19 protein-coding genes are annotated in these 23084 nt (G+C 64.9%); 8 read left to right on the forward strand and 11 right to left on the reverse strand.

Translation table 11 applies throughout. From position 1 onward, the window contains the following. Nucleotides 1-21: 21 nt before the first annotated feature. From trpC to lexA, 4 genes are all read left to right on the forward strand, one after another. The gene (gene trpC / locus LK12_RS12295; protein WP_039284054.1) at nt 22-810 is read left to right on the forward strand and encodes an indole-3-glycerol phosphate synthase TrpC; all 789 of its coding nucleotides are present in this window, start codon (nt 22-24) and stop codon (nt 808-810) included. Nucleotide 811: 1 nt separating this feature from the next. After that, on the forward strand, nt 812-1321 hold the full coding sequence (moaC, locus tag LK12_RS12300) for a cyclic pyranopterin monophosphate synthase MoaC (RefSeq protein ID WP_039284057.1): 510 nt from the start codon (nt 812-814) through the stop codon (nt 1319-1321). Continuing rightward, complete coding sequence (locus LK12_RS12305; protein WP_039284061.1) at nt 1321-2541, forward strand: molybdopterin molybdotransferase MoeA; 1221 nt, start codon at nt 1321-1323, stop codon at nt 2539-2541. The genes moaC and LK12_RS12305 overlap by 1 nt, the downstream gene beginning before the upstream one ends. An 85-nt stretch (nt 2542-2626) precedes the next feature. Further along, a complete protein-coding gene (gene lexA / locus LK12_RS12310) occupies nt 2627-3310 on the forward strand; it encodes a transcriptional repressor LexA (protein WP_039284063.1) in 684 nt (227 codons plus the stop codon). Between the two features lie 21 nt (nt 3311-3331). Here lexA and LK12_RS12315 read toward each other — a convergent pair whose 3' ends face one another. Continuing rightward, nucleotides 3332-5512 carry a ComEC/Rec2 family competence protein gene (locus LK12_RS12315; RefSeq protein WP_039285264.1) on the reverse strand — a complete coding sequence of 727 codons (2181 nt, stop codon included), beginning with the start codon at nt 5510-5512 and terminating at the stop codon, nt 3332-3334. A gap of 29 nt (nt 5513-5541) precedes the next feature. On the opposite strand from LK12_RS12315, the gene gltX reads away from it, so the two are divergent. Then, nucleotides 5542-6984, forward strand: a complete 1443-nt coding sequence (gltX, locus tag LK12_RS12320) for a glutamate--tRNA ligase (RefSeq protein WP_039284066.1) — start codon at nt 5542-5544, stop codon at nt 6982-6984. A 12-nt stretch (nt 6985-6996) separates the two neighbouring features. After that, entirely contained in the window at nt 6997-8280 is a 1284-nt protein-coding gene (locus tag LK12_RS12325) for a citrate synthase (protein WP_039284069.1), read from the forward strand. A 117-nt stretch (nt 8281-8397) separates the two neighbouring features. On the opposite strand, the gene LK12_RS12330 is transcribed toward LK12_RS12325, so the two are convergent. Next, nucleotides 8398-10476, reverse strand: coding sequence for a transglycosylase domain-containing protein (locus LK12_RS12330; RefSeq protein ID WP_156135468.1), 2079 nt, complete (start codon nt 10474-10476; stop codon nt 8398-8400). A gap of 163 nt (nt 10477-10639) precedes the next feature. Between LK12_RS12330 and LK12_RS12335 the strand changes: the two genes are divergently transcribed. Further along, nucleotides 10640-10879 carry a hypothetical protein gene (locus LK12_RS12335; RefSeq protein WP_331454139.1) on the forward strand — a complete coding sequence of 80 codons (240 nt, stop codon included), beginning with the start codon at nt 10640-10642 and terminating at the stop codon, nt 10877-10879. Here the strand turns inward: LK12_RS12335 and LK12_RS12340 are convergent, their stop codons facing one another. The 4 genes from LK12_RS12340 to LK12_RS12355 all read right to left on the reverse strand — a co-directional run bounded on the left by LK12_RS12340 (nt 10880) and on the right by LK12_RS12355 (nt 14825). Next, on the reverse strand, nt 10880-12256 hold the full coding sequence (locus LK12_RS12340) for a sensor histidine kinase (protein ID WP_039284077.1): 1377 nt from the start codon (nt 12254-12256) through the stop codon (nt 10880-10882). It lies immediately after the preceding gene. Beyond that, entirely contained in the window at nt 12256-13218 is a 963-nt protein-coding gene (locus LK12_RS12345; protein WP_039284080.1) for a hypothetical protein, read from the reverse strand. The genes LK12_RS12340 and LK12_RS12345 overlap by 1 nt, the downstream gene beginning before the upstream one ends. Nucleotides 13219-13253: 35 nt before the next feature. Beyond that, on the reverse strand, nt 13254-14432 hold the full coding sequence (locus tag LK12_RS12350; protein ID WP_039284082.1) for a hypothetical protein: 1179 nt from the start codon (nt 14430-14432) through the stop codon (nt 13254-13256). A 90-nt stretch (nt 14433-14522) separates the two neighbouring features. Next, nucleotides 14523-14825: a hypothetical protein gene (locus tag LK12_RS12355; RefSeq protein WP_039284084.1), complete on the reverse strand. Its 303-nt coding sequence runs from the start codon at nt 14823-14825 to the stop codon at nt 14523-14525. A gap of 69 nt (nt 14826-14894) precedes the next feature. On the opposite strand from LK12_RS12355, the gene LK12_RS12360 reads away from it, so the two are divergent. Beyond that, a complete protein-coding gene (locus LK12_RS12360; RefSeq protein WP_039284086.1) occupies nt 14895-17711 on the forward strand; it encodes a coiled-coil domain-containing protein in 2817 nt (938 codons plus the stop codon). 81 nt (nt 17712-17792) lie between these two features. On the opposite strand, the gene LK12_RS12365 is transcribed toward LK12_RS12360, so the two are convergent. From LK12_RS12365 to LK12_RS12385, 5 genes are all read right to left on the reverse strand, one after another. Further along, the gene (locus LK12_RS12365) at nt 17793-19439 is read right to left on the reverse strand and encodes a transferrin-binding protein-like solute binding protein (RefSeq protein ID WP_231568337.1); all 1647 of its coding nucleotides are present in this window, start codon (nt 19437-19439) and stop codon (nt 17793-17795) included. A 198-nt stretch (nt 19440-19637) separates the two neighbouring features. Then, entirely contained in the window at nt 19638-19925 is a 288-nt protein-coding gene (locus LK12_RS12370) for a DUF1467 family protein (protein ID WP_039285269.1), read from the reverse strand. Between the two features lie 10 nt (nt 19926-19935). Further along, entirely contained in the window at nt 19936-21561 is a 1626-nt protein-coding gene (locus LK12_RS12375; protein WP_039284094.1) for a ribonuclease J, read from the reverse strand. Further along, nucleotides 21558-22337 carry a type III pantothenate kinase gene (locus LK12_RS12380; protein ID WP_039284098.1) on the reverse strand — a complete coding sequence of 260 codons (780 nt, stop codon included), beginning with the start codon at nt 22335-22337 and terminating at the stop codon, nt 21558-21560. Before LK12_RS12380 ends, LK12_RS12375 begins: the two co-directional genes overlap by 4 nt. A 14-nt stretch (nt 22338-22351) precedes the next feature. Next, nucleotides 22352-23074 (reverse strand): biotin--[acetyl-CoA-carboxylase] ligase, encoded by a 723-nt coding sequence (locus LK12_RS12385; protein ID WP_039284101.1) that lies wholly within the window; start codon nt 23072-23074, stop codon nt 22352-22354. Nucleotides 23075-23084 lie beyond the last annotated feature (10 nt).

Raw genomic sequence — 23084 nt, forward strand, 5'->3', positions numbered from 1 at the left:
TGTGCGAATTTCGAGGAAACGATGTCCGACAAACTCACCGAAATCTGCGAGACCAAGCGCGAGGAAGTCGACGAGCGCATGGCCGTTGCCACCATCGCCGATCTCGACCGGCATGCCGCGCATCAGGACGCGCCGCGCGGGTTCGAGGCTGCCTTGCGCCGCAAGGCCGAAACCGGCTTCGCGCTCATTGCCGAGATCAAGAAGGCCAGCCCCTCGAAGGGCCTGATCCGTCCCGACTTCCGCCCCGCCGAACATGCCGTTGCCTATGAGCGCGGCGGCGCGGCCTGTCTCTCGGTGCTCACCGACGCGCCCTATTTCCAGGGGCACGAGGACTACCTGATGGATGCGCGCGCCGCGGTCTCGCTGCCGGTGATCCGCAAGGACTTCATGATCGATCCCTGGCAGGTCGCCGAGGCGCGCGCGATCGGTGCCGATGCGATCCTGATCATCGTCGCCGCGCTCGACGACACCCTGATGGCCGAAATCGAGGCTGCCGCGCGCGAACGCGGGATGGACTGCCTCGTCGAAGTCCACAACGAGGCAGAAATGGAGCGCGCCGCCCGCCTGAAATCGCGGCTGATCGGCGTGAACAACCGCGATCTCAAGCGCTTTGTCACCGATATCGGTGTGACCGAACGGCTCGCCCCGATGGCGCCGGAAGGCACGCTGCTGGTGAGCGAAAGCGGCATCAACACCCACGCCGACCTCGAACGCCTCGCCGGCTGCGGCGCGCGCACTTTCCTCGTCGGCGAAAGCCTGATGCGGCAGGCCGATGTCGAGGCGGCGACACGAACCCTGCTGGAGGGCTGACATGGGCAAGTCTCTCACCCACATCGATTCCGAAGGCTCCGCGCGCATGGTCGACGTCGGCGCCAAGGCCGAGACCCAGCGCGTTGCCGTCGCCTCGGGCCGGATCACCATGACCGTCGAAGCGCTCGCCGCCATCCGCGCAGGCGACGCGCCCAAGGGCGACGTACTGGGCACCGCGCGTATCGCCGGGATCATGGCCGCGAAGAAGACCAGCGATCTCATCCCGATGTGCCATCCGCTTATGATCGATGCAGTAAATGTCGATTTCACCTTCGAGGACGATGCCATCCGCGCCACCGCCACGGCTGCCCTCACAGGCAAGACCGGTGTGGAAATGGAAGCGATCACCGGGGTTTCCGTTGCGCTCCTGACAATCTACGACATGGCCAAGGCCCTCGATAAGGGCATGGTGATTGGAGAGATACGCTTGATCGAGAAACGTGGCGGCAAGTCCGGGCACTGGAAAGCCGACCTTGGGAAGGCCGATCCGGGGAAGGCTGACATAAGCTGATGGCAAAGGTACCGCCGATTCCGCTCGAGGAAGCCCAGTCGCGCCTGCTCGACCTTGCCGGGCCGCTGCCGACCGAACACGTCGATATCGAAGGTTCCGTCGGTCGCTATCTGGCCGAGCCGCTGCTCGCGCGCCGCACGCAGCCCGCCGCCGACCTCTCGGCGATGGACGGCTATGCCGTCACCGCCGACGATCTTGCCGGGCCCTGGCAGGTCGTGGGAGAAAGCGCTGCCGGGCACCCCTATTCGGGTGAAGTCCGCAAGGGGCAGGCCATCCAGGTTTCCACCGGCGCGCTGCTTCCCGCCGGCGCGGCATCGGTGATCCTGCAGGAAGACCTCGCCCGCAAGGACCACGAGATCACGCTGACCGGGGAAGCCCCCAAGCCGGCGCACAAGCACATCCGTCCCTGCGGCCTCGACTTCATGAAGGGCAGCGAAGTGATCGCTTCCGGTTCGCTGATCGGTCCAGCCGACGCGGCGTTGGCGATCGCGGCGGGACACAAGCACCTGCCCGTGTGCCGCAAGCCGCGCGTGACGGTGATCGATAGCGGCGACGAACTCGCCGCCGATCCCGAGTCCTGTGCGCCGCATCAGATCCCCGCCAGCAACGGCGCGATGCTGCTGGCCATGGCCCGAAAGCTCCCCGTCAATGCCGAACGAAGCGGCCCGGTCGCGGATACGCTCGATGCGCTCATTGACGCCTTCGATGCGGCAAACCACGCGGACGTTATCGTCACCAGCGGCGGCGCGTCGGTGGGCGAACACGATCTGGTCCGCCCGGCACTCGAAGCCTGGGGCGCATCGCTCGACTTCTGGCGCGTCGCAATCAAACCCGGCAAGCCGATCCTCGTCGCCCGGCGCGAGCGCAGGACCGGCCCGCAGATCGTGATCGGCCTGCCCGGTAACCCGGTTTCCAGCTTCGTCACCGCCTATCACTTCATGCTGCCGCTGCTGCGCCGTATGCTCGGCGCGCGCTATGCCTTGCCGATGCGGATCGCAACCAGGCTAGGCGCCCCGGTCCGCGCCAATGGCGGGCGTCGCGAATTCGTGCGCGGCATCTGGAACGGAGAGTGCGTCGTACCGCATACGCTGCAGGACAGCGGCGCGCTTTCGGCCCTGGCCGCCAGCAACGTGCTGATCGACCGCCCTGCCTTTGCACCCGAAGGGGCCGAAGGCGACGAGGTGCGGGTGTTCCTGCTCCAAAATGGCGGTATTGCTTGACGTTACGAATTTCGTTGCTTAATTGTTCTCCCAATGTTCGCGAAACGGAACATTCCGGGCGAACGCAGGACAAGAGGCAGCGACCATGTTGACGCGCAAGCAGCACGAATTGCTCCGGTTCATCCAGACCCGGCTTGAGGAAAGCGGCATCTCTCCCAGTTTCGAGGAGATGAAGGAAGCCCTCGATCTCAAGTCGAAATCGGGTGTCCACCGGCTGATCTCGGCGCTTGAGGAACGCGGCTTCATCCGTCGCCTGCCCAACCGCGCCCGCGCGCTCGAAGTGCTGCGCCAGCCCGAGGATGCGAACAGCAAGCCGGCGCAACCCGCGGTGCCGGCGAACAGCAACGAGACCCAGGCACCGCGCGCGATGCCCGAACCGGCGAACGACGTGGTCGAAATCCCCCTGCACGGCCGCATCGCCGCCGGCGTTCCGATCGAGGCGCTGGAAGGCCAGTCCACCCTGCCCGTCCCTGCCGCCCTGCTTGGCTCAGGCGAACACTATGCGCTCGAGGTTTCCGGCGATTCGATGATCGATGCCGGCATTCTCGATGGCGACTTCGCACTGGTGAAGCGCACCAACACTGCACGCGATGGCGAAATCGTCGTGGCTCTGGTGCGGGGCGAGGAAGCGACGCTCAAATACCTGCGCCGCGAAGGCAGCATGGTGCGGCTCGACCCCGCCAATGCCGCCTATGAGCCTCAGGTCTACGGCTCCGACGAAGTCGAGGTTCAGGGCAAGCTGGCCGGCCTGCTGCGCCGCTACCACTGAGAACCGCGGACGCCTCGGCGCTTATCTGCCGGGCCGCCACCAGCCATGCCGGCCCTGCCCGTCCGCGACGGTGGTAACCCCGGCCCGGTCCAGATCGATGGCCAGCCCGCCGGTTCGTGAGAGCATGGAGCGGTCCGCCTTGAGCCACTTCGGGCGGCAGCTCCTCGGCAGCCAGCGATCGGCGATGACGATATCCGCCTTGTCGCACGCTGCCGCCAGGGCCCGCTCGGGCACACGATCGCGGCTTCGGGTGAGAAGCAGGTTCCAGATGCGTCCTTCCCGCCTGACCGGAACCGAGCAGAAGTCACGATTGCACTGCGCACCCGGCCACTGCCGCAGGTTCACCGGCTCGCCTTCCATGCCGGCGAGTTCCAGCAGGTTGTCGCGCACATAATCGCTGCGGCTGTCGCGCAGGACAAACAGGCTGCTGCCATCCTGCGCCACGAGACCAACGTGGCGCCCATCGCCAGTAACAAGCACGTCCGGCGGGGTCATCGTGGCCAGAAAGGCCGCACCGACAGCGGCAGGTATCAGGCCGAACCAGCGTATTTTTCGGCTCCACAGGCCCAGCCACAGTCCGCCCGCGACGAACAGGAGGAAGGCGCCGGTGCCCATGGCGGGGAGCAGGTTCACCGCACCCGGCCGCGAAGCGATCCAGTGGGCAAGGCCGATCAGCAGGTCGATGGCCTGCTCCGCCAGCCACCATGCCGGCGCACCGGCCCCGACGATGTCCATCAGCAAGCCAGCGGCAATCAGCGGCATGACCAGGAAAGTCGTCAAGGGAATAGCGACTACGTTGGCCAGCGCGCCATAAACGCCGGCCCGGTGAAAGTGGTAAAGCCCGATCGGCATCAGCGCCAACTCGATCACGACGCCGGTCAGCAGCAACATGGCGACCCCGCGACCGGCACGCAGGAGAGCCGGCTCCTCGCGCGGGCCGAGAAACCGCCGTACCGGGCCCGCCGTACCGAGCGCGACAATGGCGAGAACAGCCGCGAAACTCATCTGAAAGCTCGGACCCACAAGCGATTCCGGCCATAGCAGCAGCACGCAGAACGCCGCGACAGCGAGCATCCGCAACGACAGCGCCTCTCGACCCAGCGCCAGGGCTATCAGAACCAGCAACGCGCCGATGCACGAGCGGACCGTTGGCACCTCGGCGCCCGTCAGCAGGGTATAGCCGATTCCCGCCAGCGCTCCGGCCCCTGCCGCAACTACCGGGAGGCGCACACGCAGGGCCAGCCAGGGCGAGAGCGCCAGCAGCCGCAGGGCCAGCAGATAGACCGCCCCGATCACTGCACTGACATGCAGGCCGCTGATCGAGAGTAGGTGGGCGAGCCCCGCATCGCGCATGGCCTGCGCATCGCCTTCCGCGATCCCCCCGCGATCGCCCGTCGCCAGAGCGGCGGCAATCCCCGCTTCGGCGGGCGCAAGCCGCGTGCGGACATGGCGGGACAGCGCGCTGCGCGTCGATTCCAGGCGGTTGCCCTGCAACCCCGGTTCGATGACTTTCACCGGCCCCAGAACCGTTCCTGTCGCCGCAAGTCCCGAAAACCAGGCGGTTCGCGCAAAGTTGTACGCCCCGTGCAGCATCGGTGGCGCCGGCGGCATCAGGCGCGCCTTGAACCTCACAAGCGCGCCCGTGCCCACGTTATCGGCGCCTTTTCCATCGGGAACATTCACCCGGACCTTGAGCGCCCGCGCCGTATCGCGTTCACGCATCGCCAGGATCAGCCGCTGACGATCAAGCGCGGGCTGCTCTTCCCGCGCCAGCACCCGCGCCGTGAAGGTTCCCGCCATGGGCCGTTCGATCGGCACCGCGCCTACGACGGACGATCGCGCCCAGACGACAAGACACCCCGCGGCCAGCACCAGCGGAAGCGCAATGGCCGCTTGCATCAGATGCGGGTGGCGCGCTTTTGCCGTGCCTGTCGCATAGAGCGCCCCCGCCAGCGCCAGGCACAGCACGCTCAACGCCGCCCACCATCCCGCAGATGGCAATGCGAACCACGCCGCTATGCCTCCACCGAACGCGACGGCCAGCCACGGCGCGCGATCGAAGCCTGCATCGGAAAGAAATCTCTCGAATCCCGCCAACCCTCTCGACAAGAGGAGCTTGCTGTTCCATGGCCGATGTTGCAGTGCAGCGCCTTCAAGCGCGTCTTCGCACGTGATATCGGATGAAGTGGCCTGGCTCGCCATGGCCCGCATAGGACAGGAAGGTTGGAGTAATGGCAAGCGGCAGTGCATCGGGCGGATCGAACGGCAAGAAGGCCGTCGTAACGCGCTTTGCCCCCTCGCCGACGGGCTTCCTGCACATCGGCGGCGCCCGCACCGCCCTGTTCAACTGGCTCTATGCCCGTCACCACGGTGGCAAGTACCTGCTGCGCGTCGAGGATACCGATCGCGCGCGTTCCACCGTACCGGCCATCGACGCGATTTTCGACGGACTTTCCTGGCTGGGACTGGAGGGTGACGAAAGCCCGGTGTTCCAGTTCGCCCGGTCGCATCGCCACGCCGAAGTGGCCGCCGAACTGCTCGAAAAGGGGCACGCCTACCGCTGCTACCTTTCTTCCGAGGAACTCGCCGCCCGCCGCCAGAAAGCGCAGGAGGAACGCCGCCCGTTCCGTATCGACAGCGAATGGCGCGACGCAGACCCCGCGACCTGGCCCGAAGGCGCGCCCTACGTGGTGCGCATCAAGGCCCCGCGCGAAGGCGAAACCACCATTCAGGACCTCGTACAGGGGCCGGTGACCGTGCAGAACGAGGAAATCGACGATTTCGTCATCCTGCGCAGCGACGGCACGCCGACCTACATGCTCGCGGTCGTGGTCGACGACAACGACATGGGCGTGACCCACGTGATCCGCGGCGACGACCACCTCAACAACGCCTTCCGCCAGCTCGTCATCCTCAAGGGCATGGGCTGGGACATTCCCGAATATGCCCACGTTCCGCTGATTCACGGCGCGGACGGGGCCAAGATGTCGAAGCGCCACGGCGCGCTGGGCGTCGACACCTATCGTGATGAACTGGGCGTCCTGCCGGAAGCTCTGTTCAACTACCTGCTGCGCCTGGGCTGGGGCCATGGCGACGACGAGATCATCGACCGCGATCAGGCGGTGCAGTGGTTCGACATCGCCCACGTGGGCAAGTCGCCCTCGCGCTTCGACCTCGCCAAACTTCAGAATCTCAACGGCCACTACCTGCGCGAAGCCGACGACGCGCGGCTTGCAGGCCTGATCCGACCGAAGCTCGGCGCCGGTGTGGAGATGGACCTGCTGACGCGCGCGATGCCCGTGCTCAAGGTCCGCGCCAAGGACCTCAATGATCTTGCAGAAGGGGCCGCCTTCCTCTTCGCCAAGCGCCCGCTCGAAATGACCGAGAAGGCGCAGGGGCTTCTGACCGACGAGGCGCGGGGGCGCCTTGCCGCGATTCACCAGCGCCTGTCCGGGGAATCCGACTGGACTCTGGAAGGCCTGGAAGCCAATCTGAAGGCAATGGCCGGGGAACTGGAACTGGGCCTCGGCAAGCTCGCGCAACCCTTGCGGGCAGCCCTGACGGGTCAGACGACCTCTCCGGGAATTTTTGACGTATTGGTATTGCTCGGCAGGGAAGAAAGCCTCGCGCGCATCGGTGCGCAGGCGGATGTTCCCGCCGGGTCGCAAGCATAAGGAGAAGAACAGGTGGGTGATCAGGTCAAGCTGAGCGCAGGTGGCGCGGAATACGACTACCCTGTCCTCAAGGGCAGCGTCGGCCCGGATGTCGTCGATATTCGCAAGCTCTATGCCCAGACGGGCATGTTCACGTTCGACCCGGGTTTCACGTCGACCGCAAGTTGCGAATCCGCGCTGACCTACATCGACGGCGACGAAGGCGTGCTGCTGCACCGCGGCTACCCGATCGGCCAGCTTGCCGAGAACTCGTCGTTCATGGAAGTGAGCTACCTGCTGCTCAATGGTGAATTACCCAGCAAGGACGAACTGGCCAAGTTCGAATTCACCATCAGCCGCCACACGATGCTGCACGATCAGCTGCGCACATTCTACCAGGGCTTCCGCCGCGATGCGCACCCGATGGCGATCATGTGCGGCGTGGTCGGCGCGCTTTCGGCGTTCTACCACGACTCGACCGACATTTCGGATCCCGAGCACCGCAAGATCAGCTCGCACCGCCTGATCGCCAAGATGCCGACGATCGCGGCCATGGCGTTCAAGTACGCCGTCGGCCAGCCGTTCCTCTATCCGGACAACAGCCTGTCCTACACGGGCAACTTCCTGCGCATGACGTTCGGCGTTCCGGCCGAGGAATACGAAGTGATCCCCGAAGTCGAAAAGGCGATGGACCGCATCTTCATCCTTCACGCCGACCACGAGCAGAACGCCTCGACCTCGACCGTGCGTCTCGCCGGTTCGTCGGGAGCCAATCCCTTCGCGTGCATCGCGGCCGGCATCGCCTGCCTGTGGGGCCCGGCGCATGGCGGCGCGAACGAAGCTGCGCTCAACATGCTCAAGGAAATCGGCACACCCGACAAGATTCCGCACTACATCGAGCGCGCCAAGGACAAGAACGATCCGTTCCGCCTGATGGGCTTCGGCCACCGCGTCTACAAGAACTACGACCCGCGCGCGACGGTCATGCAGAAGACCGTCCGCGAGGTGTTCGATGCGCTCAAGGTCGACGATCCGCTGTTCGAGACCGCGCTGCGCCTTGAGGAACTGGCGCTCAACGATCCCTACTTCATCGAGAAGAAGCTGTTCCCGAACGTCGACTTCTACTCGGGCATCATCCTCAATGCGATCGGCTTCCCGACCTCGATGTTCACCGCGCTCTTCGCGCTTGCCCGCACCGTGGGCTGGGTCGCGCAGTGGAACGAAATGATCTCCGATCCCGGCCAGAAGATCGGCCGTCCGCGCCAGCTCTACACCGGCCCGACGCAGCGCGATTACATTCCGCTCGACAAGCGCTGAATGTAGCTGCGGTCACCCGCGAAATCGGAAAGGCCCTCGCGCAAGCGGGGGCCTTTTTTCATTGGGAGAGATGCCGTCGCCCCCCCGTCAACATGGATGTTACTTTTCTAAACCGGCTTACGGTTGTTGCGAGGTGCCTTGGTCCCGCCGCGATTCCTCGAGCGAGCGCTGGACGTCGCGTTGAACCTCGTCCCGCGCCCGGCCGAGTTCCTCGGTGAGCCGGTCGCTGTCGATCTTCAGGCCGCCATTGTCGATCCGCAGGTCGATGGGATTGCCGTCGATCTGGCCGCTGATGACAGCTTGGCCGTTCTCGAAGCGCAGGTTGCCGACATCGCCCAGCGGAATCTCGCCGAGATCGGGCAAGTCGAGCGGCTGCACGGGGCCGCTCGGATCGGCGCGGGGTTCGGAAACATCGCGTTCGCCCAAGGCCTCGCGCATGAAATCGCGCCAGATGCGCGCCGGAATGGTCCCGCCGGAGACGCCCTTGAGCGGTGAGTTGTCGTCGTTGCCCATCCAGACGCCGACGACCAGGTCGCCGGCATATCCGACGAACAGCGCATCGCGGCTTTCCTGGCTGGTGCCGGTCTTGCCGTAATTGGGCGCACGCAGCATGGCCGCCCGGCCGGTGCCCCGATTGATCGCTGCGCGCAGCAGCCTCTCGATGTCCGTGTGGGTGCGGCCTGACAGGCTGTGTCGCTTGCCGAGGATACCGTCGAACCAGCCTTCCTTTTCCGCGGCAAAGGCCGTGGGCTTCACCGGGAAACGGTTGCCCGCCACACCCGCATAGGCCGAGGTCAGCTCGATCAGCGTCATGCTCGCCGTGCCCAGCGCCATGCTGGGGTCCCCCGGCGGCAAGGGTGCGGTTACGCCGAGCGCGCGGGCCATGTCGATCACCGCGGTATCGCCGACCTTGTCGAACAGGCGGACGGCAGCAACATTGCTCGAACGCGCGAAGGCATCCTCCAGTGTGAGTGTCGGCGAATAGCGCCCTGCGGCATTCTCGGGGCGATAGCCTCCGGAGCGAATCGGCGTGTTCTCGATCGTGTCTGCGGGTTTCCAGCCCTTCTGCAGAGCCGCCAGATAGACGAACAGCTTGAAGGTCGATCCGGGCTGGCGACGCGCCTGGGTCGCGCGGTTGAAAGGCGTATTGGCGTAGTCCTTGCCGCCCACCATGGCGACCACTTCGCCATTCGGATGCATGGCCACCAGCGCGACCTGCGCCTTGCCCAACGGGGCGCGGGCAATCGCACGCCGCGCGGCAGCCTGGAGGCGAGCGTCGAGCGTCGTCGTGTATGTCTGTTTGGCGTAGCTGCCGTCTTCTAGCGCGCGGGCCTGCGGCAGAGCCCAGTCGGCGAAGTAGGTCCCCGTCGGCAGATCGCTCGCGGTGCGGATGTCGAGCCGTGGCGCACGCACACTCGCTTTGCGGGCCGTGAGGTATCCGGCATCGACCATCGCCTGCAGCACCACGCGCATGCGCTTTTCGGCGAGGTCGTAATGACGCGACGGTGCCAAGGCCGATGGCGCTTTCATCAGGCCCGCCAGCATCGCCGCCTGCGCCGTCGTCAGCCGTTCGGGCTGGCGGCGGAAGTAGTGCAGCGAGGCGGCCCGTAGCCCATAGGCATTGTCACCGAAATAGGCGTTGGAGAGATAGCGCTGGAGGATTTCGTCCTTGGTAAGCCACGCCTCCAGCCAGAACGCGATGAGCATTTCCCGCCCCTTGCGCCCCAGCGTCTGTTTCGAGGAAAGGAAGGTGAACTTGGCGAGTTGCTGGGTGATGGTACTGCCACCCTCGGTACGGCCCGTGGTCATGTTGGTCCACAGCGCCCGCGCCAGGCCGCGCGGATCGATACCCCAGTGGTCGTAGAATCGCCGGTCCTCGATGGCGAGGAACGCCTGAACCACGTGGCCCGGCAGCTTCTTCACTTCGACCGGCGCTTCCACCAGCGCGCCATTGCGGGCGATCGGCGTGCCATCGGCAGCCAGCAGCGTGATCTGAGGCGGTGACAGCGGCTTCAGCGACTTGGAAAGCGGCGCGGTAACGGCCAGCCACCCGACCAGCAGCATGAAAAGCAGAAGCGTCGCGGCGATGAAGCGTGACAGGTACCAGCGTTTGCCGCGCCGCTTTTTCGGAACCGCGCCGTCATCGGCCTCGCGCTCCTCATGCCATTGCGCCAGGTCCTCCTCATCATCTTCCATGGGAGGAAGGCTTCGCAAGTCATCCATCTTCAGTGCCGGACCGTTCGCTATTCTGTCTGCGCTCCATAGCACCGGAAACTGACGGTACGAACACTTCGTGAAGCCGAACGGCGAAACGCTGTCGAACTTTTAAGCCACAATCCCGCCACAAGCCGCTATCACCTTGGGCGAAGACCAAGCGGGACGCGACACCATGCTGTTTGTCAGGATTATCGCTTTCATATTTGGCCTGCTTGCAGTGGCCATGGGTCTGCTGTGGGTGGGCCAGGGCACCGGCGTGGTGCTCTGGCCGGCGGACAGCTTCATGCTTGCCGACAGGGCCTGGGCGATACGCGGGGCTCTGCTGGCAGCCGTAGGGTTGATCGTGATCTGGCTCGCTCGCCGCGGAAACGGCAGGGCGTAATCACCCTTCCGGGTCGGCAGGCACGTCGAGGATGAAGCGCGCGCCTTGCCCCGGCGCGCTTTCGACGGTCAGACTTCCGCCCATCGCTTCGGCAAGACGACGCGAGATGTACAGGCCAAGCCCGGTCCCGCCATCGCCGCTGCGGCCCAGGCGTTCGAACTTCTCGAACATGCGGGCCTGCTGGTCTTCGGCTATTCCCGCCCCCTGGTCGGCCACGATGACCCGGGCACGATCGCCGGCGTCCTCCAGCCTGATCCAGACCTCGGAATCTTCCGGCGAATAGCGGATCGCGTTGCCGATCAGATTGAGCAGGACCTGCAGCACGCGGCGGAACTCGGCGATGGCGGGCAGCGTCTCGGAAGGCTGCGGCGGTTGCAGCGCGATGCCTTTTTCCCGCGCGCGAACACCGAGTATGCCGGCTGCCTGACGCGCCACTTCGGAGAGGTCGATACGATCGGGCGCAGTGCTGAATCCCTCCGATTCGACAACTTCGAGGTCGGCCATGTCGTCGAGAAGCTCGAGCAGCAGCTTCCCCGCGCTGGCGATTTCCCCGGCGTAGTCGGAATAGGCATCGGGCAAGGGCCCGGCGAGACGCGTGCGGATCGTCTCGGCATTGGCGATGATGCGGGAAATCGGCTGCTTGAGCACTGGTGCAAGATCCTGCCCGACGAGGCTGCGGCGGCGATAAGTTACCGGCGTACCGCAAGCGGACACCTCTTCCGGAGCCGGCTCGTCCGAAAGCAGCAGCAATTCGAAACCGACCGGCTCGAAACCGGGCTGCATGTGGGGGATCAAGGCGACTCGCCAGGTCCGTTCCGAACCCTCGACAAGCACACGCGCGCCGTCGAGCAGACGCCAGTGAAGCGGTTGCTGGTGCGCGGCATCGGCCAGCGGCAGGAACTCGGTCCAAAGCCGGCCCAATCCCGCTTCCATGGTCTGCGCAGTCCCGGCAAGCTCCGCGGAATTGCAGGCCACGGCCAGAAGCCGCTGACCGGCGTCGAGCTGGGCCGAGAGTTCGGCCAGATGACGTTCGGTCAGCAGACGCCGGCTTTCCGTCGCCGCAGGCTCTTCCGGCGGGGTCGGTGCCGAATGCCAGCTAAGGACGCGCAATTCGCACCCTTGCCCATCGCCCTGCGGCTCCACTTCCACCCAGGCCGTGACGGTATCCGCCCCATCTTGCACACAGACCGCGCGCGCCAGTTTGAACCCGTAGCGCCGGGCCTTGCGAACCAACTCGTGCAACTCGGGCGGTGCAATAGTGCCCGGAAGTTCGCCCCCGCAGCGCAGTTGCAGGCCTGCGAGCGGCTCGTCTGCGCTGAGCAGGCGATCGCCTTCGTCGCTGACCGCACGGGCAAGAATGGTGGCCTGGCCGTTCATCAGCCGCCGAAACGTCCTGCAGACTGGCCGGAGGAGAGAATGGCTGCTGCGAGATCGGGGCCGAGCCGTTCGAAGCCCGGCGGCAGAGTTACTTCGGGATGAAGGGCGAGGAACTGCTCTTCGACGGCGGCCGGCTTGAGTCCCGCGGAGCGCAGCGCCAGAGCCATGCGTGCGACCTGCGCCTCGTGGGTCGAGAACGTGACGGCATCGCGGTCCTGACCCGATCCCGCCGCGAGGGCGCTGAGAAACAGGGCAACCCCGGCATGGTTAACCGAAAGCGCCGCCTGCGCGCCGCTGCCCAGGTTCATGATCAATCGCGAAGCCAGTCCGAGCCGACTGGCACCCTCGTCGTAGGACTGGCGAACGGCAGCTTCGGCATAGGACACGCGATCCGCCGCACGAGGTGCCTCCTGGGCGACCAACCGCATGGTGAGCAGCACGGCATGAAGCAGTTCGCCGGGCAATTCGCGCAAGGGCAGCTTCATGCGCCGCTGCGCCTGGCACCACCGGGCCTGGCCGGCCAGAAACGTCATCGCCAGATCCTGCGTCGCCGCATCGGGCGAAGCGATCAGGTTCTGCATCAAGGGCGAGACGACCGGATCGAGCGACAGGCGAACCTGCAGTCTTTCAGTAAGTTGCCACTCTAGCGCCAGCGCGTGGAGATGCGAAAGCAGCCCGGGATTGTCGATAAACGCCTGCGTCAAATGCTCCGCGTCAATGCCGATATCGGTCGGCTCGTCACCGGCTGCCAGGACGGCCAGCAGTTCCCCCGCAAGGTCGGCCAGCATGCCGCGAACGCGCGCGAGAATTTCGTCGCTGAAAACGGAACTGTCCTCCGCCGCCACGAGATGCCGGAGAACTGGCAGTACGGTCTGCGCCATGGCGTCGCCTCGCGCGAGCTCTTCGCGCAGCACGGCCTCGACGTTTTCTCCGTTTGCCGGATGGACAGCTTGGTCGATCATCCGTCCTATGTACTACGCTTTTGGTTAAATACGGACTAATCTCTCGATCTTGCAGGCAGAAGCAGCCCCGTCACGATCAGGCCGATGGAGATAATCTGCACGGCGGGCAGCAGTTGGCCTGTCGCGGACACTACCGTCAAGGCCAGTCCCAGCACCAGACGATCACCGATCCACCGCGCCGCGCTGCCCGAGACGACCCGCGGCAGCAGCGTCACCAGCAGCATGAAGACAATTGGCACGGACAACCACGATACCGCCAGCTCTCCCGCGAAACGCGGCGTGCCTGCCAGGATCAGGAGCGCGAACACCAGGTCGGTCAGCCAGCCCAGCAGATCGGCGCGGGGAATGGCCGGGGGCATCCGGCCCAGCGCGTGGCGTTCCACCGATCGCACCAGTCGCGTCGCTTCGCACAGCACCCAGGCGAACGCCGCAAACAGGAATCCGCCCCAGACGAGGCCGAACCACCCCAGACCACCGGCGATCACCAGCGCGACCACGACCGCGATGGAAAGCGCATTGCTGGCATTTCCGGCATGGAGCAACGAGGAGCCGAAACTGACGACGCCGAGCCGCGCCAGGGACCGGCCCGGCGATGTCGGACCATCGGCGACGCGGGACTGCAGCCACTCGTTTTCGAGCGCGAAAGCCTCTGCCTCGGTACGGATCATGCGCCAGTCCGTGCCGACACGGACCGCCGAAGGCACCTCGCGCATGGCCACGCCGGATTGCAGCGCGATGCGCGTAAGGGCCGATACCACGTCGCAGTCGGCCGGCAGCTCGCGCAGGCGCTCGACCAGCTGGCCGGGTACCCGCATCAGCCCGGCACCGGCGCGATTGATGTCGATGCGCTCGTAGCCGGCCGCCAGTGCACCCTCCACGGGCTGCACCAGCACAACGGGACCGCGGTCCTCGAGCAGGGGCACCGCCTTTGCGGGCTCGACGAACAGGCCTTCGCTCACCACCACGAGTTCGTCGTTGGCGGTCACCAGGCTGGAAAGCTGCCCGGGGCCCGTGGCGATCGAGAATTTCAGTCCGGCGTCTTCGGCGAGGTGCTGGACGGCTATGACTTCCGGAGACGTGCCGCGCGCCAGGCAAATCACGCGCTGGCAATCGAGCGCCAACACCAGCCCGAGCTGGTGCTGTGCCAGCGTCGCACCTGCCACCGACAGGAACGCGCGCGGAAACGGCTGTCCTGCAGCAGCAGGTTCCGTCATGGCCAGCAATGCTATCCGCAAGTCCTTCCTCCGGCTCCGCGGTGCCTGATTTAGGCCCCCCGGCAGCGCGTGCCAAGCAGCGCGCGAAAATCAGCCAGCGGAAAACTCCGCCACATAGGTCTTTAGCCGGCGCACGACCGCCGGATCGCCGGGCGCGGCATCCAGGGCCTCTTCGGCCAACTCGAGCAAACGGGGGCAATGGAAGCTGGCGGCCAGACCCTTGAGGCGCATGGCCGCTATGTGCCAGTTTCCGTCGCAGCGCGAACGTTCGAGCAAATCCGCCTGCCGCGCCACGCCCTCTATGAAAGAGCCACGCAATTCCGCGAACAGCTCGGCATCGCCGCCTGCCGCCGCCGCGAGCGTCTCTTCGAGGGCACCTGCTTCATAAGCCATGTTTCCAGAATAAGACGGAAAGAGTTAATCCGGGGTTTATTGCCGCCCCATCCGTGATATCCTGTCGAGATGGCAGGGGAAAACAGGATCATCGCGTTCGGCGCGAATGACGGCGAAAACGCCGAGGTCGCTCGCGACCAGGCGACGGAGCTGCCCGAAGCACCCGGTGCGCAGGCCACGGAACAGGAAACCTGGGACGAGGCCCTCGTAGACGATACAGAGGCGCACGACATTGCCGGCTCCGGCGGATGGATCGCTCCGGTGCTGGCCGGTCTTGCCGTGGCCGCCTGGAGCGGCCTGTTCATCTGGGCCCTGCTGCCCGCACTGCAGGCGGGCGTACCGCTGGCCGAAGTACCCCAGCTGGTCATGCAATGGTGTGTTCCCGTCCTCCTGATCGGCCTCGTCTGGCTGCTGGCGCTGCGCCACAGCACGCGCGAGGGCAGACGCTTCGGCGACGTCGCGCGCACGCTGTCGACCGAATCCGCCTTGCTCGAACAACGCCTCACTACCGTGAACCGCGAGCTCAGCCTCGCGCGCGAGTTCATCGCCGCCCAGTCGCGAGACCTGGAATCGCTCGGCCGCATGGCCGCGGAACGCCTCTCCCAGAATGCCGAGCGCCTGCAGGACCTCGTGCGGGACAACGGTTCGCGCGTCGAATCGATCAGCACCGTCAGCAGCGCAGCCCTGCAGAACATGGAGAAGCTGCGCGGCCAGCTTCCGGTCATCGCCAGTTCTGCCAAGGACGTCACCAACAACATCGGCAATGCCGGACGCACGGCGCAGGTGCAGCTGGAAAACATGGTCCAGGGCTTCAACCGGCTCAACGAGTTCGGCACTGCCAGCGAACGCCAGGTCGAATCGCTGCGCGTGCGGGTCTCCGAAACGCTGGAGGAATTCCAACGCCAGGCCGAACAGTTCCAGGCCATTGCCGAAGAACGGTTTGCCGCCCTTGCCGAGCGTGGAGAAGAGTTCCGCATCGATCTGGACAAGCACGAGGTCGATGCCATCGCCTCGCTGCGCAGCCGGGCCTCCGCGCTCGCGGCCGAAATCGATTCGACACGGCACGAGCTGGACGAACACGAAGCGCAGAGCCTGACGTCGCTGCGCGCCCGTCTCGTCTCGCTGCGGGACGAAAGCGACGTCGTCGCGCGCGCGCTTCGCGAAGGCGAAGTACGGGCCCGCGAAGCGCTCAAGGAATCCCTCGCGGCGCTCGAGGCCGATCAGGCTGCCAGCACCGACCGCATTGCCGAAGCCCATCGGGGCGCTATCGACGCGCTCAAGGAATCGCTGGAATCCCTGCGCGAGGAACAGTCTTCCGCTGCGGCCGGTTTCAGGCTGACCCAGCAGGACGTGATCAAGACGCTGAAGGCTTCGCTGGAAGCGCTGCGCCAGGAACAGTCGACGGCTTCGGAGGCGATTGCGGCCACGCAGCAAGCCGCCGTCGATGCGCTCTCCGCCCGCCTCGCGACTCTTTCGGACGAAGCCGACCGCATGGACGCGGCGCTCGGCGAACGAGCCGAAAAGTTCACCATCGAGGCCGAAGAGCGTCAGGCACGGCAGGTCGAGCAGGAACGCCATGCGATCACCCGCATCGAACACATGCTCGGCGAACTCGACGGCAACATCGCCGAACGCCTCGAGCGCCACCGCCGGCAGACCACGGCGCTCGCCGAGCGCGCGCAAGCCGTGACCGAAGAACTCGAGCGCTTCGAAGCCCGGCTCGCCGATATCGCCGGCCAGAGCGGCGAGACGGAAAGCAACCTGACCGCCAGCCTCGAAGCCCTGACCGAACGCCTGACCGCGGCACGCGCAACGCTTACGGCAACGGATCGCGACGTCGAGAAACTCACCGAAGACTCGGTGCGCCTGCTCGAGCTGATCCAGGCCAGCGCCAAGAACACCCATTCCGCCTTGCCCGAAGCCCTCGCCGTTTCCGAGGGACGCCTGGTCCGCCTCGAAAGCGGCGTGTCGGACCTTCTCGACGTCCTGCGGGAATCGGCGGAAAGCAGCGAGGATCTCGCCTCGGGGATCGAGCAGTCGGGTGCAAACCTCAAGTCGCTCGTGGCGCAGCTTGCCGATGCGCAGTCCGCCATCGTCAGCCAGAACAATATCCACTCCGAGCATCTCCAGCGGCTGCAGGACACGCTGGCCGAGATCGACCAGTCGACCGAGCGGCTGAGCGGCAAGGCCCGCGACGAACTGACGGCCGCGATCGCCGCCCTGCGTGCGACACTGGCGGAATCGGTGGAATCCATCGAGAACGACAGCGCAGCACGCATCGCCTCGGTCGCAGAAGCGTTGAGCGAGGAAAGCGGGAAGGCCATCGACCGGGCCATGCGGGCCAAGGTCTCGGAGATTTCGGGCCAGCTGGAACAGGCCGTCTCCCATGCCTCCGGCGTTTCGCGTGAAGCGACGATCCAGCTGCGCGACCAGCTGGCCAAGGTCGATGAACTGACCGGCAACCTGGAAAACCGCGTCGCCCACGCGCGCAGCCGGGCCGAGGAACAGGTCGATAACGACTTCGCCCGCCGCGTCGCCCTTATTACCGAATCGCTGAACTCCAATTCGATCGACATTGCCGGCGCACTTTCGACCGACGTCGCCGACACGGCCTGGGCGGCCTACCTGCGCGGCGACCGCGGCATCTTTACACGCAGGGCAGTCCGACTGCTCGAAAGCGGCGAAGTGAAGCAGATCCAGCAACTCTTCGAACGCGACGATACCTTCCGCGAGCACGTGAGCCGCTACATCCACGATTTCGAAGCGGTGCTGCGTCAGGTCCTTTCCACGCGCGACGGCAATGCCCTCGGCGTCACCCTGCTTTCGTCGGACATGGGCAAGCTCTACGTGGCGCTGGCGCAGGGCATCGAGCGGTTGCGGGGATAGTTCCGGCTACCAGTTTTATGAACGGCGGCGCCCGTCCGGTATCAGTTGCAACGGGCGGCTCACGCCGTTTTTGCCGATCGTCTATCTGGCTTTTGCTACCGTGGCGCCACGAATGCCCACTTCCAGGGGATCGCCCTGCCCTGCACGCGTAAGAACCCAGAACGTGCCAGCCAGTTCTTCGGCATTGTGCCCGTAGAACTGCCCCCAGAACGATCCGCCATAGTAACCGTCTCGGTCGATCCCACCTTCGAGGATCGAGTTGCGCGCAATCAGCGCGCCATCGATGTTGAACACACCGAAATCTGCAAGGGCTTTGGTGACCTGTTCGGTGCCTTTCAGCGCCAGGGTTCCGGTGAACGCCTGCCGTGAGAAGTCGACGCTGAAGGCGGAGTTCCCTGTCACATCGTATTTGGCCGATGCATCCGCATTGACCCCGGTACCATAAGCGATGCCTTCATAACTCGCCTTACCCGTGCGTGCCGCGAGATAATTGTCACCGGTTTTGAAGCCATACGTGAAGTAGTAATCCGACACAGGGCCGCCATACGTTCCGGTCCAGTGGCCGAACGAGGCGTAGGTCATCTGCACCTCGCTGTTCGCTGCGCCGGGCTTGTACAGTTCCAGCGTGACCTGCTGCTCACCGTATCCGTTGTCGCCAGACTTGGCATATGCCGTGAAATTGGGGTCCGCGCTGGCAATCTTGTCATTGATGGTAAACCGTCCGCCGACCATGTCGGAAGATGGCATGTTGATATCGAACGTCTCTGAATTCAGCCACCTCAGGCTGCCGTTGACCCCTTCGCCAGTGTAGTAGAAAAGCTGCTCCTGTGTCATGGCTGTCAGCGTCTGATTGACTGGTTTCAAAGAGGCGTCTTTCGATCCTACCAAGGACCCTACGGCAGCCATTCCATAATCGTTGCCGGTAGCGAAAGTTGCGCCGAGTTCTTCGCCATTAGGCCCAAAGAAGCGCCCCGCTATCGAACCCGAGGATTGTCCGTTCCAGCTGCCATAGACGGCATTGCCGGAGAAACTGCCGTCTATGGCAGAAAGGCTGCCTCCAGCGCGAAACTCGATGCCACCGCCCATGGCGCTGAAATCCGTAACCAGTCCGTATTCGGTTACATAGGCCTGAGCGTCGAAGATGCCCTGCAGAAAGTCGACACTGAACTGTCCCGCGCCCTGGAAGGACAAAGGCTCTTCACCCGGCATCGACACGAGGCCGAAAACATCGATACCGTAGGCGGCCGTCCCGTTTCTCGGCACCGCCGCAGCCTGCGTAGGCAACCCGTAGGTGAACGACGCGAATTCGACCGACTGATTCGAACCTTCGGTCATATTATGCTGCCAGTAGCCCATCCCGACGTACTGCTTGGCATTACCGCCGGAATAGGGCCTGCTCACCAGCGTCAGATAATCGGTCTGCGAACCGGAAGTCTTCTTGTAGACCGTCTCGTCCAGATCCTGTGAACTGATGTCGGCAGAAGCGAAGGACAGGCTGCGGCTGGCCGAACTTACGGTATAGCTGCTTGTCTTCGCATCGTAATCGATGTTCAGGGAGCCGGCTTCGGCCTGTCCGTCAATCGCAGTCCCGGTCGTCTTGTCCCACGTACCCTTGAGATAGGCGGCGTCGTTGGAAAACGATTGGCTGTACTTGAGATCTGTAAGCGTGGCGTTGGTGGGAGTAGGAGTTGAGCTGGGAGCGGGAGTCGGTGCCGGCGTGCTCCCCACGCCGCCCGTTCGGCCACCGCATGCCGAAAGCGAAAGCAGCGCAATGGCGCTCGCTGTCCAGTATCGAATTTTCATGAATCAACCCCGCCATTGAAATATGGCTCTGGTGCGCACGCGCCGAGAAAAGGTCAATTCAGAACGGAATTGAGTCAATTAAATTACATACATAGCGCCCCTTTCGGGAGCGTGCGATCTACATCAGTACCCCAAATCCTCCACCGGCGGCTTGCCGAAGAAGTTCAGGTCTTCCAGCGTGATCCATCCGTAGATGTAATTCGCGTAGTAGATGGCGAAGAGCACGGCGGCGAGCAGCGTCGCGCGCAGGATGATCTTGCCGGGCCGGAAGTTCACCGGTGCGCTGTCGGCATGCCCCGTCTCGATTTTCTTCCCTTCCTCATGCGGCGTGCGCAGGCCGAAGGGCATGACCAGAAAGGCGCTCAGCACCCAGAACAGGCCATAGATCGCGACGATCGAGAACCACTGCATGTGCATGGGGTCAATCCTCCAGCAACAGGACCTGGACCTGCGGCCGCTTGCCCGACCAGCGGGTGGCGGCCCGGCGCGCGGCAAGGCGGGCCGCCTCGGAGCGGGCATCGCGATCGCCCTTCTTCGCCCGCCTCAGGGCCTCGGCGACGTCGCGGCGGGCTTCCTCCACGAATTCGGCATAGTCCTCGTCGAGCGGCAAGCCCATCGCGGCGACTTCGACATTACCCTTGCGGTCGGCCGCGACCGAGACCACGCCGTTGTAGCCGATGCGCCGGCGCATCACCATCGCCTCGCCATCGGACGGGGTGATGATGTCGCCGTCGAGTACGAGCCGTCCGGCCCGCACTTCACCGAACTTGCCGGGATGGTCGGGCGCGAGACGGACGAGATCGCCGTTCTTCTGGAACACCGCCTTGGGAATGCCGCAGGAAAGACCGAGCCGGGCCTGCTCCTTCATGTGACGGATTTCACCGTGGACCGGCAGCAGTATCTGCGGGCGCAGCCAGCCATAGAGCGCTTCGAGTTCGGGACGTCCCGGATGGCCCGAGACGTGGATCATGCTCTGCCGGTCGGTGACGAGTTCGACGCCCGCTTCGGCAAGCCGGTTCTGGATACGGCCGATGGAAAGCTCGTTGCCGGGGATCTGGCGGCTGGAGAAGAGCACGACATCGCCCTTTTCCAGCTTGATCGGGTGGCTGCCTTCGGAAATGCGCGCCAGCGCCGCGCGCGGCTCGCCCTGCCCGCCGGTGGCGATGATCAGCACTTCGTCGCGCGGCAGATCCATGGCCTCTTCGATGTCGACCAGTTCGGGCAGTTTCTTGAGGTAACCGCAAGCCTGTCCGGTGCGGATGATGCGGTCGAGCGAGCGCCCGGCCACGCAGAGCCGCCGCCCGGTCTTGCGCGCAACGTCGCCCAGCGTCTGCAACCGCGCTACGTTCGAGGCGAAGGTCGTGACCAGCACGCGCTTGCCCTTGTGGCGCTTCACTTCCTTGAGCAGGCCTTCGTAGACCTCGCCTTCGGATCCCGAAGCCTTGTCGTTGAAGACATTGGTGGAATCGCAAACCAGCGCCAGCACGCCCTCGTCGCCGATGGCGGTCAGTTCCTCGGCCGTTGCCGGGGTGCCGATCTGCGGCGCGTCGTCCAGCTTCCAGTCGCCGGTGTGGAAGATGCGGCCATAGGGCGTCTCGATCACCAGCGCGTTGCCTTCGGCAATCGAGTGCGCAAGCGGCACGTAGCGCACGCCGAAGGGGCCGATCTGGAATTCCTCGAGATCGTCGATGACGATCAGTTCCACCTCGTCGAGCAGACCCGCCTCTTCCAGCTTGGCCGCCACCAGCTTGGCCGTGAAGGGCGTGGCATAGAGCGGCACGTCGAGATCTTCGGCGAAATAGGGGACTGCACCGATGTGGTCCTCATGCGCGTGGGTGAGCACGATACCGAGCAGGTTCTCGCGCTCGTTCTCGATAAATTCGAGGTCGGCGAAGACCAGATCCACGCCGGGGTATTCGTTCATGCCGAAGGTCATGCCCAGATCGACCATCAGCCACTTGCCCTGACAGCCGTAGAGATTGACGTTCATGCCGATCTCGCCCGAACCGCCGAGCGCACAGAAAACCAGTTCCTTGCCGGGAATCACTTGGATGCGGCCCTTTCAGCCAGAATTGCCAGGCCCTCGATCGTGAGGTCGGCCTCGACCGCATCGAATATCTCGGTCGCCTGGTCGAACAGCACCGCCAGGCCGCCGGTGGCGACGACCTTGGCGGGGCGCCCGATCTCGGCGCGGATGCGGGCGATCAGGCCTTCCATCATTGCAACGTAGCCCCAGAACACGCCGATCAGCATCTGATCCTCGGTATTGCGGCCGATGACGCTGGGGCTTTCGGGAATTTCTATGGCGATGCGCGGAAGCTTGGCTGTGTTGCCCACCAGGGCATCGAGCGAGAGGTTGATGCCCGGCGCAATGATGCCGCCCTTGTAGGCGCCGTGGAAGTCGATGACGTCGAACGTCGTGGCCGTGCCGAAATCGACGACGATGAGGTCGCCTCCGTGCTTGGCATGTGCGGCAATGGCGTTCACCGCGCGGTCCGCACCCAAAGACTTCGGTTCATCGACATCGATATCGATGGCGTAGTCGGCCGCCCCCATGCCGGCGATCAGCGGTTCGACTTGAAAATAGTGCCGGCAGAGCACTTCGAGATTGTGAAGCGCGCGCGGAACGACCGTCGAAATGATGATCCGGTCGATCATCTTCGCCTCGACCCCGCGGATGGCGAGCAGTTGCATCAGCCATACGGCGTATTCGTCGCCGGTACGGCGCGGGTCGGTAGCGATGCGCCAGCGGCCCTTGATCGTGCGCCCTTCCAGCAGCGCGAAAACGACGTTGGTATTGCCGGCATCAATGGCGAGCAGCATGGCTTACGGTTTCCTCAATGCGGCGCACTTGCAAGCAGGACGTCGCCGGCATGGATCGTGCGCCGCGATCCGTCTTCCAGATCCAGCAGGAGATTGCCGTCCTGCGAAAGCCCGGCGAAGCTGCCTTCAAACGCTTCCTCACCCGGAGGGAGCACCGTCAACCGGGTACCCTTCGGATGCGCGGCACTTTGCCAGCGCCGCAGGAGCGGAGCAAGGCCGGCGGTTCGCCAGCGATGCAATTCCAGGTCGAACGCGACGGCCAGCGCCTGGGCGAACATGTCGCGGCCAAGATCGACGCCGAGGTCCGAAAGCGCCGCCACCCTGCGGTCGGGCACCTCGGGGGCCACCCGCAGGTTGACGCCGATGCCGACGATGACGAGATCTCCTACCGCTTCGAGCAGGATGCCCGCGATCTTCGCGCCGCCCAGCAGCAGGTCGTTCGGCCACTTGAGCCGAAGATCGGCGCGTTCGGGAAGATAGCCGACCAGCGCCTCGTAGACGGCGAGACCGGCCATCAGCGCCAGCGTCTGCGCCGGCGGATCGGCGGATGCCAATCGGACTATGGTTGAGCCCATGAAGTTCCCGGCCCCGTCGTTCCAGACGCGGCCGAGACGCCCCTTCCCCTCGACCTGCCGGTCGGCGACCAGCCATTCGCCTTCGGGCAGGTATTCCCCGCCCGCAAGGCGCGCAGCCAGATCCGCGTTGGTGGAGCCGGTTTCTTCGACGATCCTGATCAAAGCGTCCGGA

The sequence above is a fragment of the Novosphingobium malaysiense genome, assembly GCF_000802225.1.
Lineage (GTDB): Bacteria > Pseudomonadota > Alphaproteobacteria > Sphingomonadales > Sphingomonadaceae > Novosphingobium > Novosphingobium malaysiense.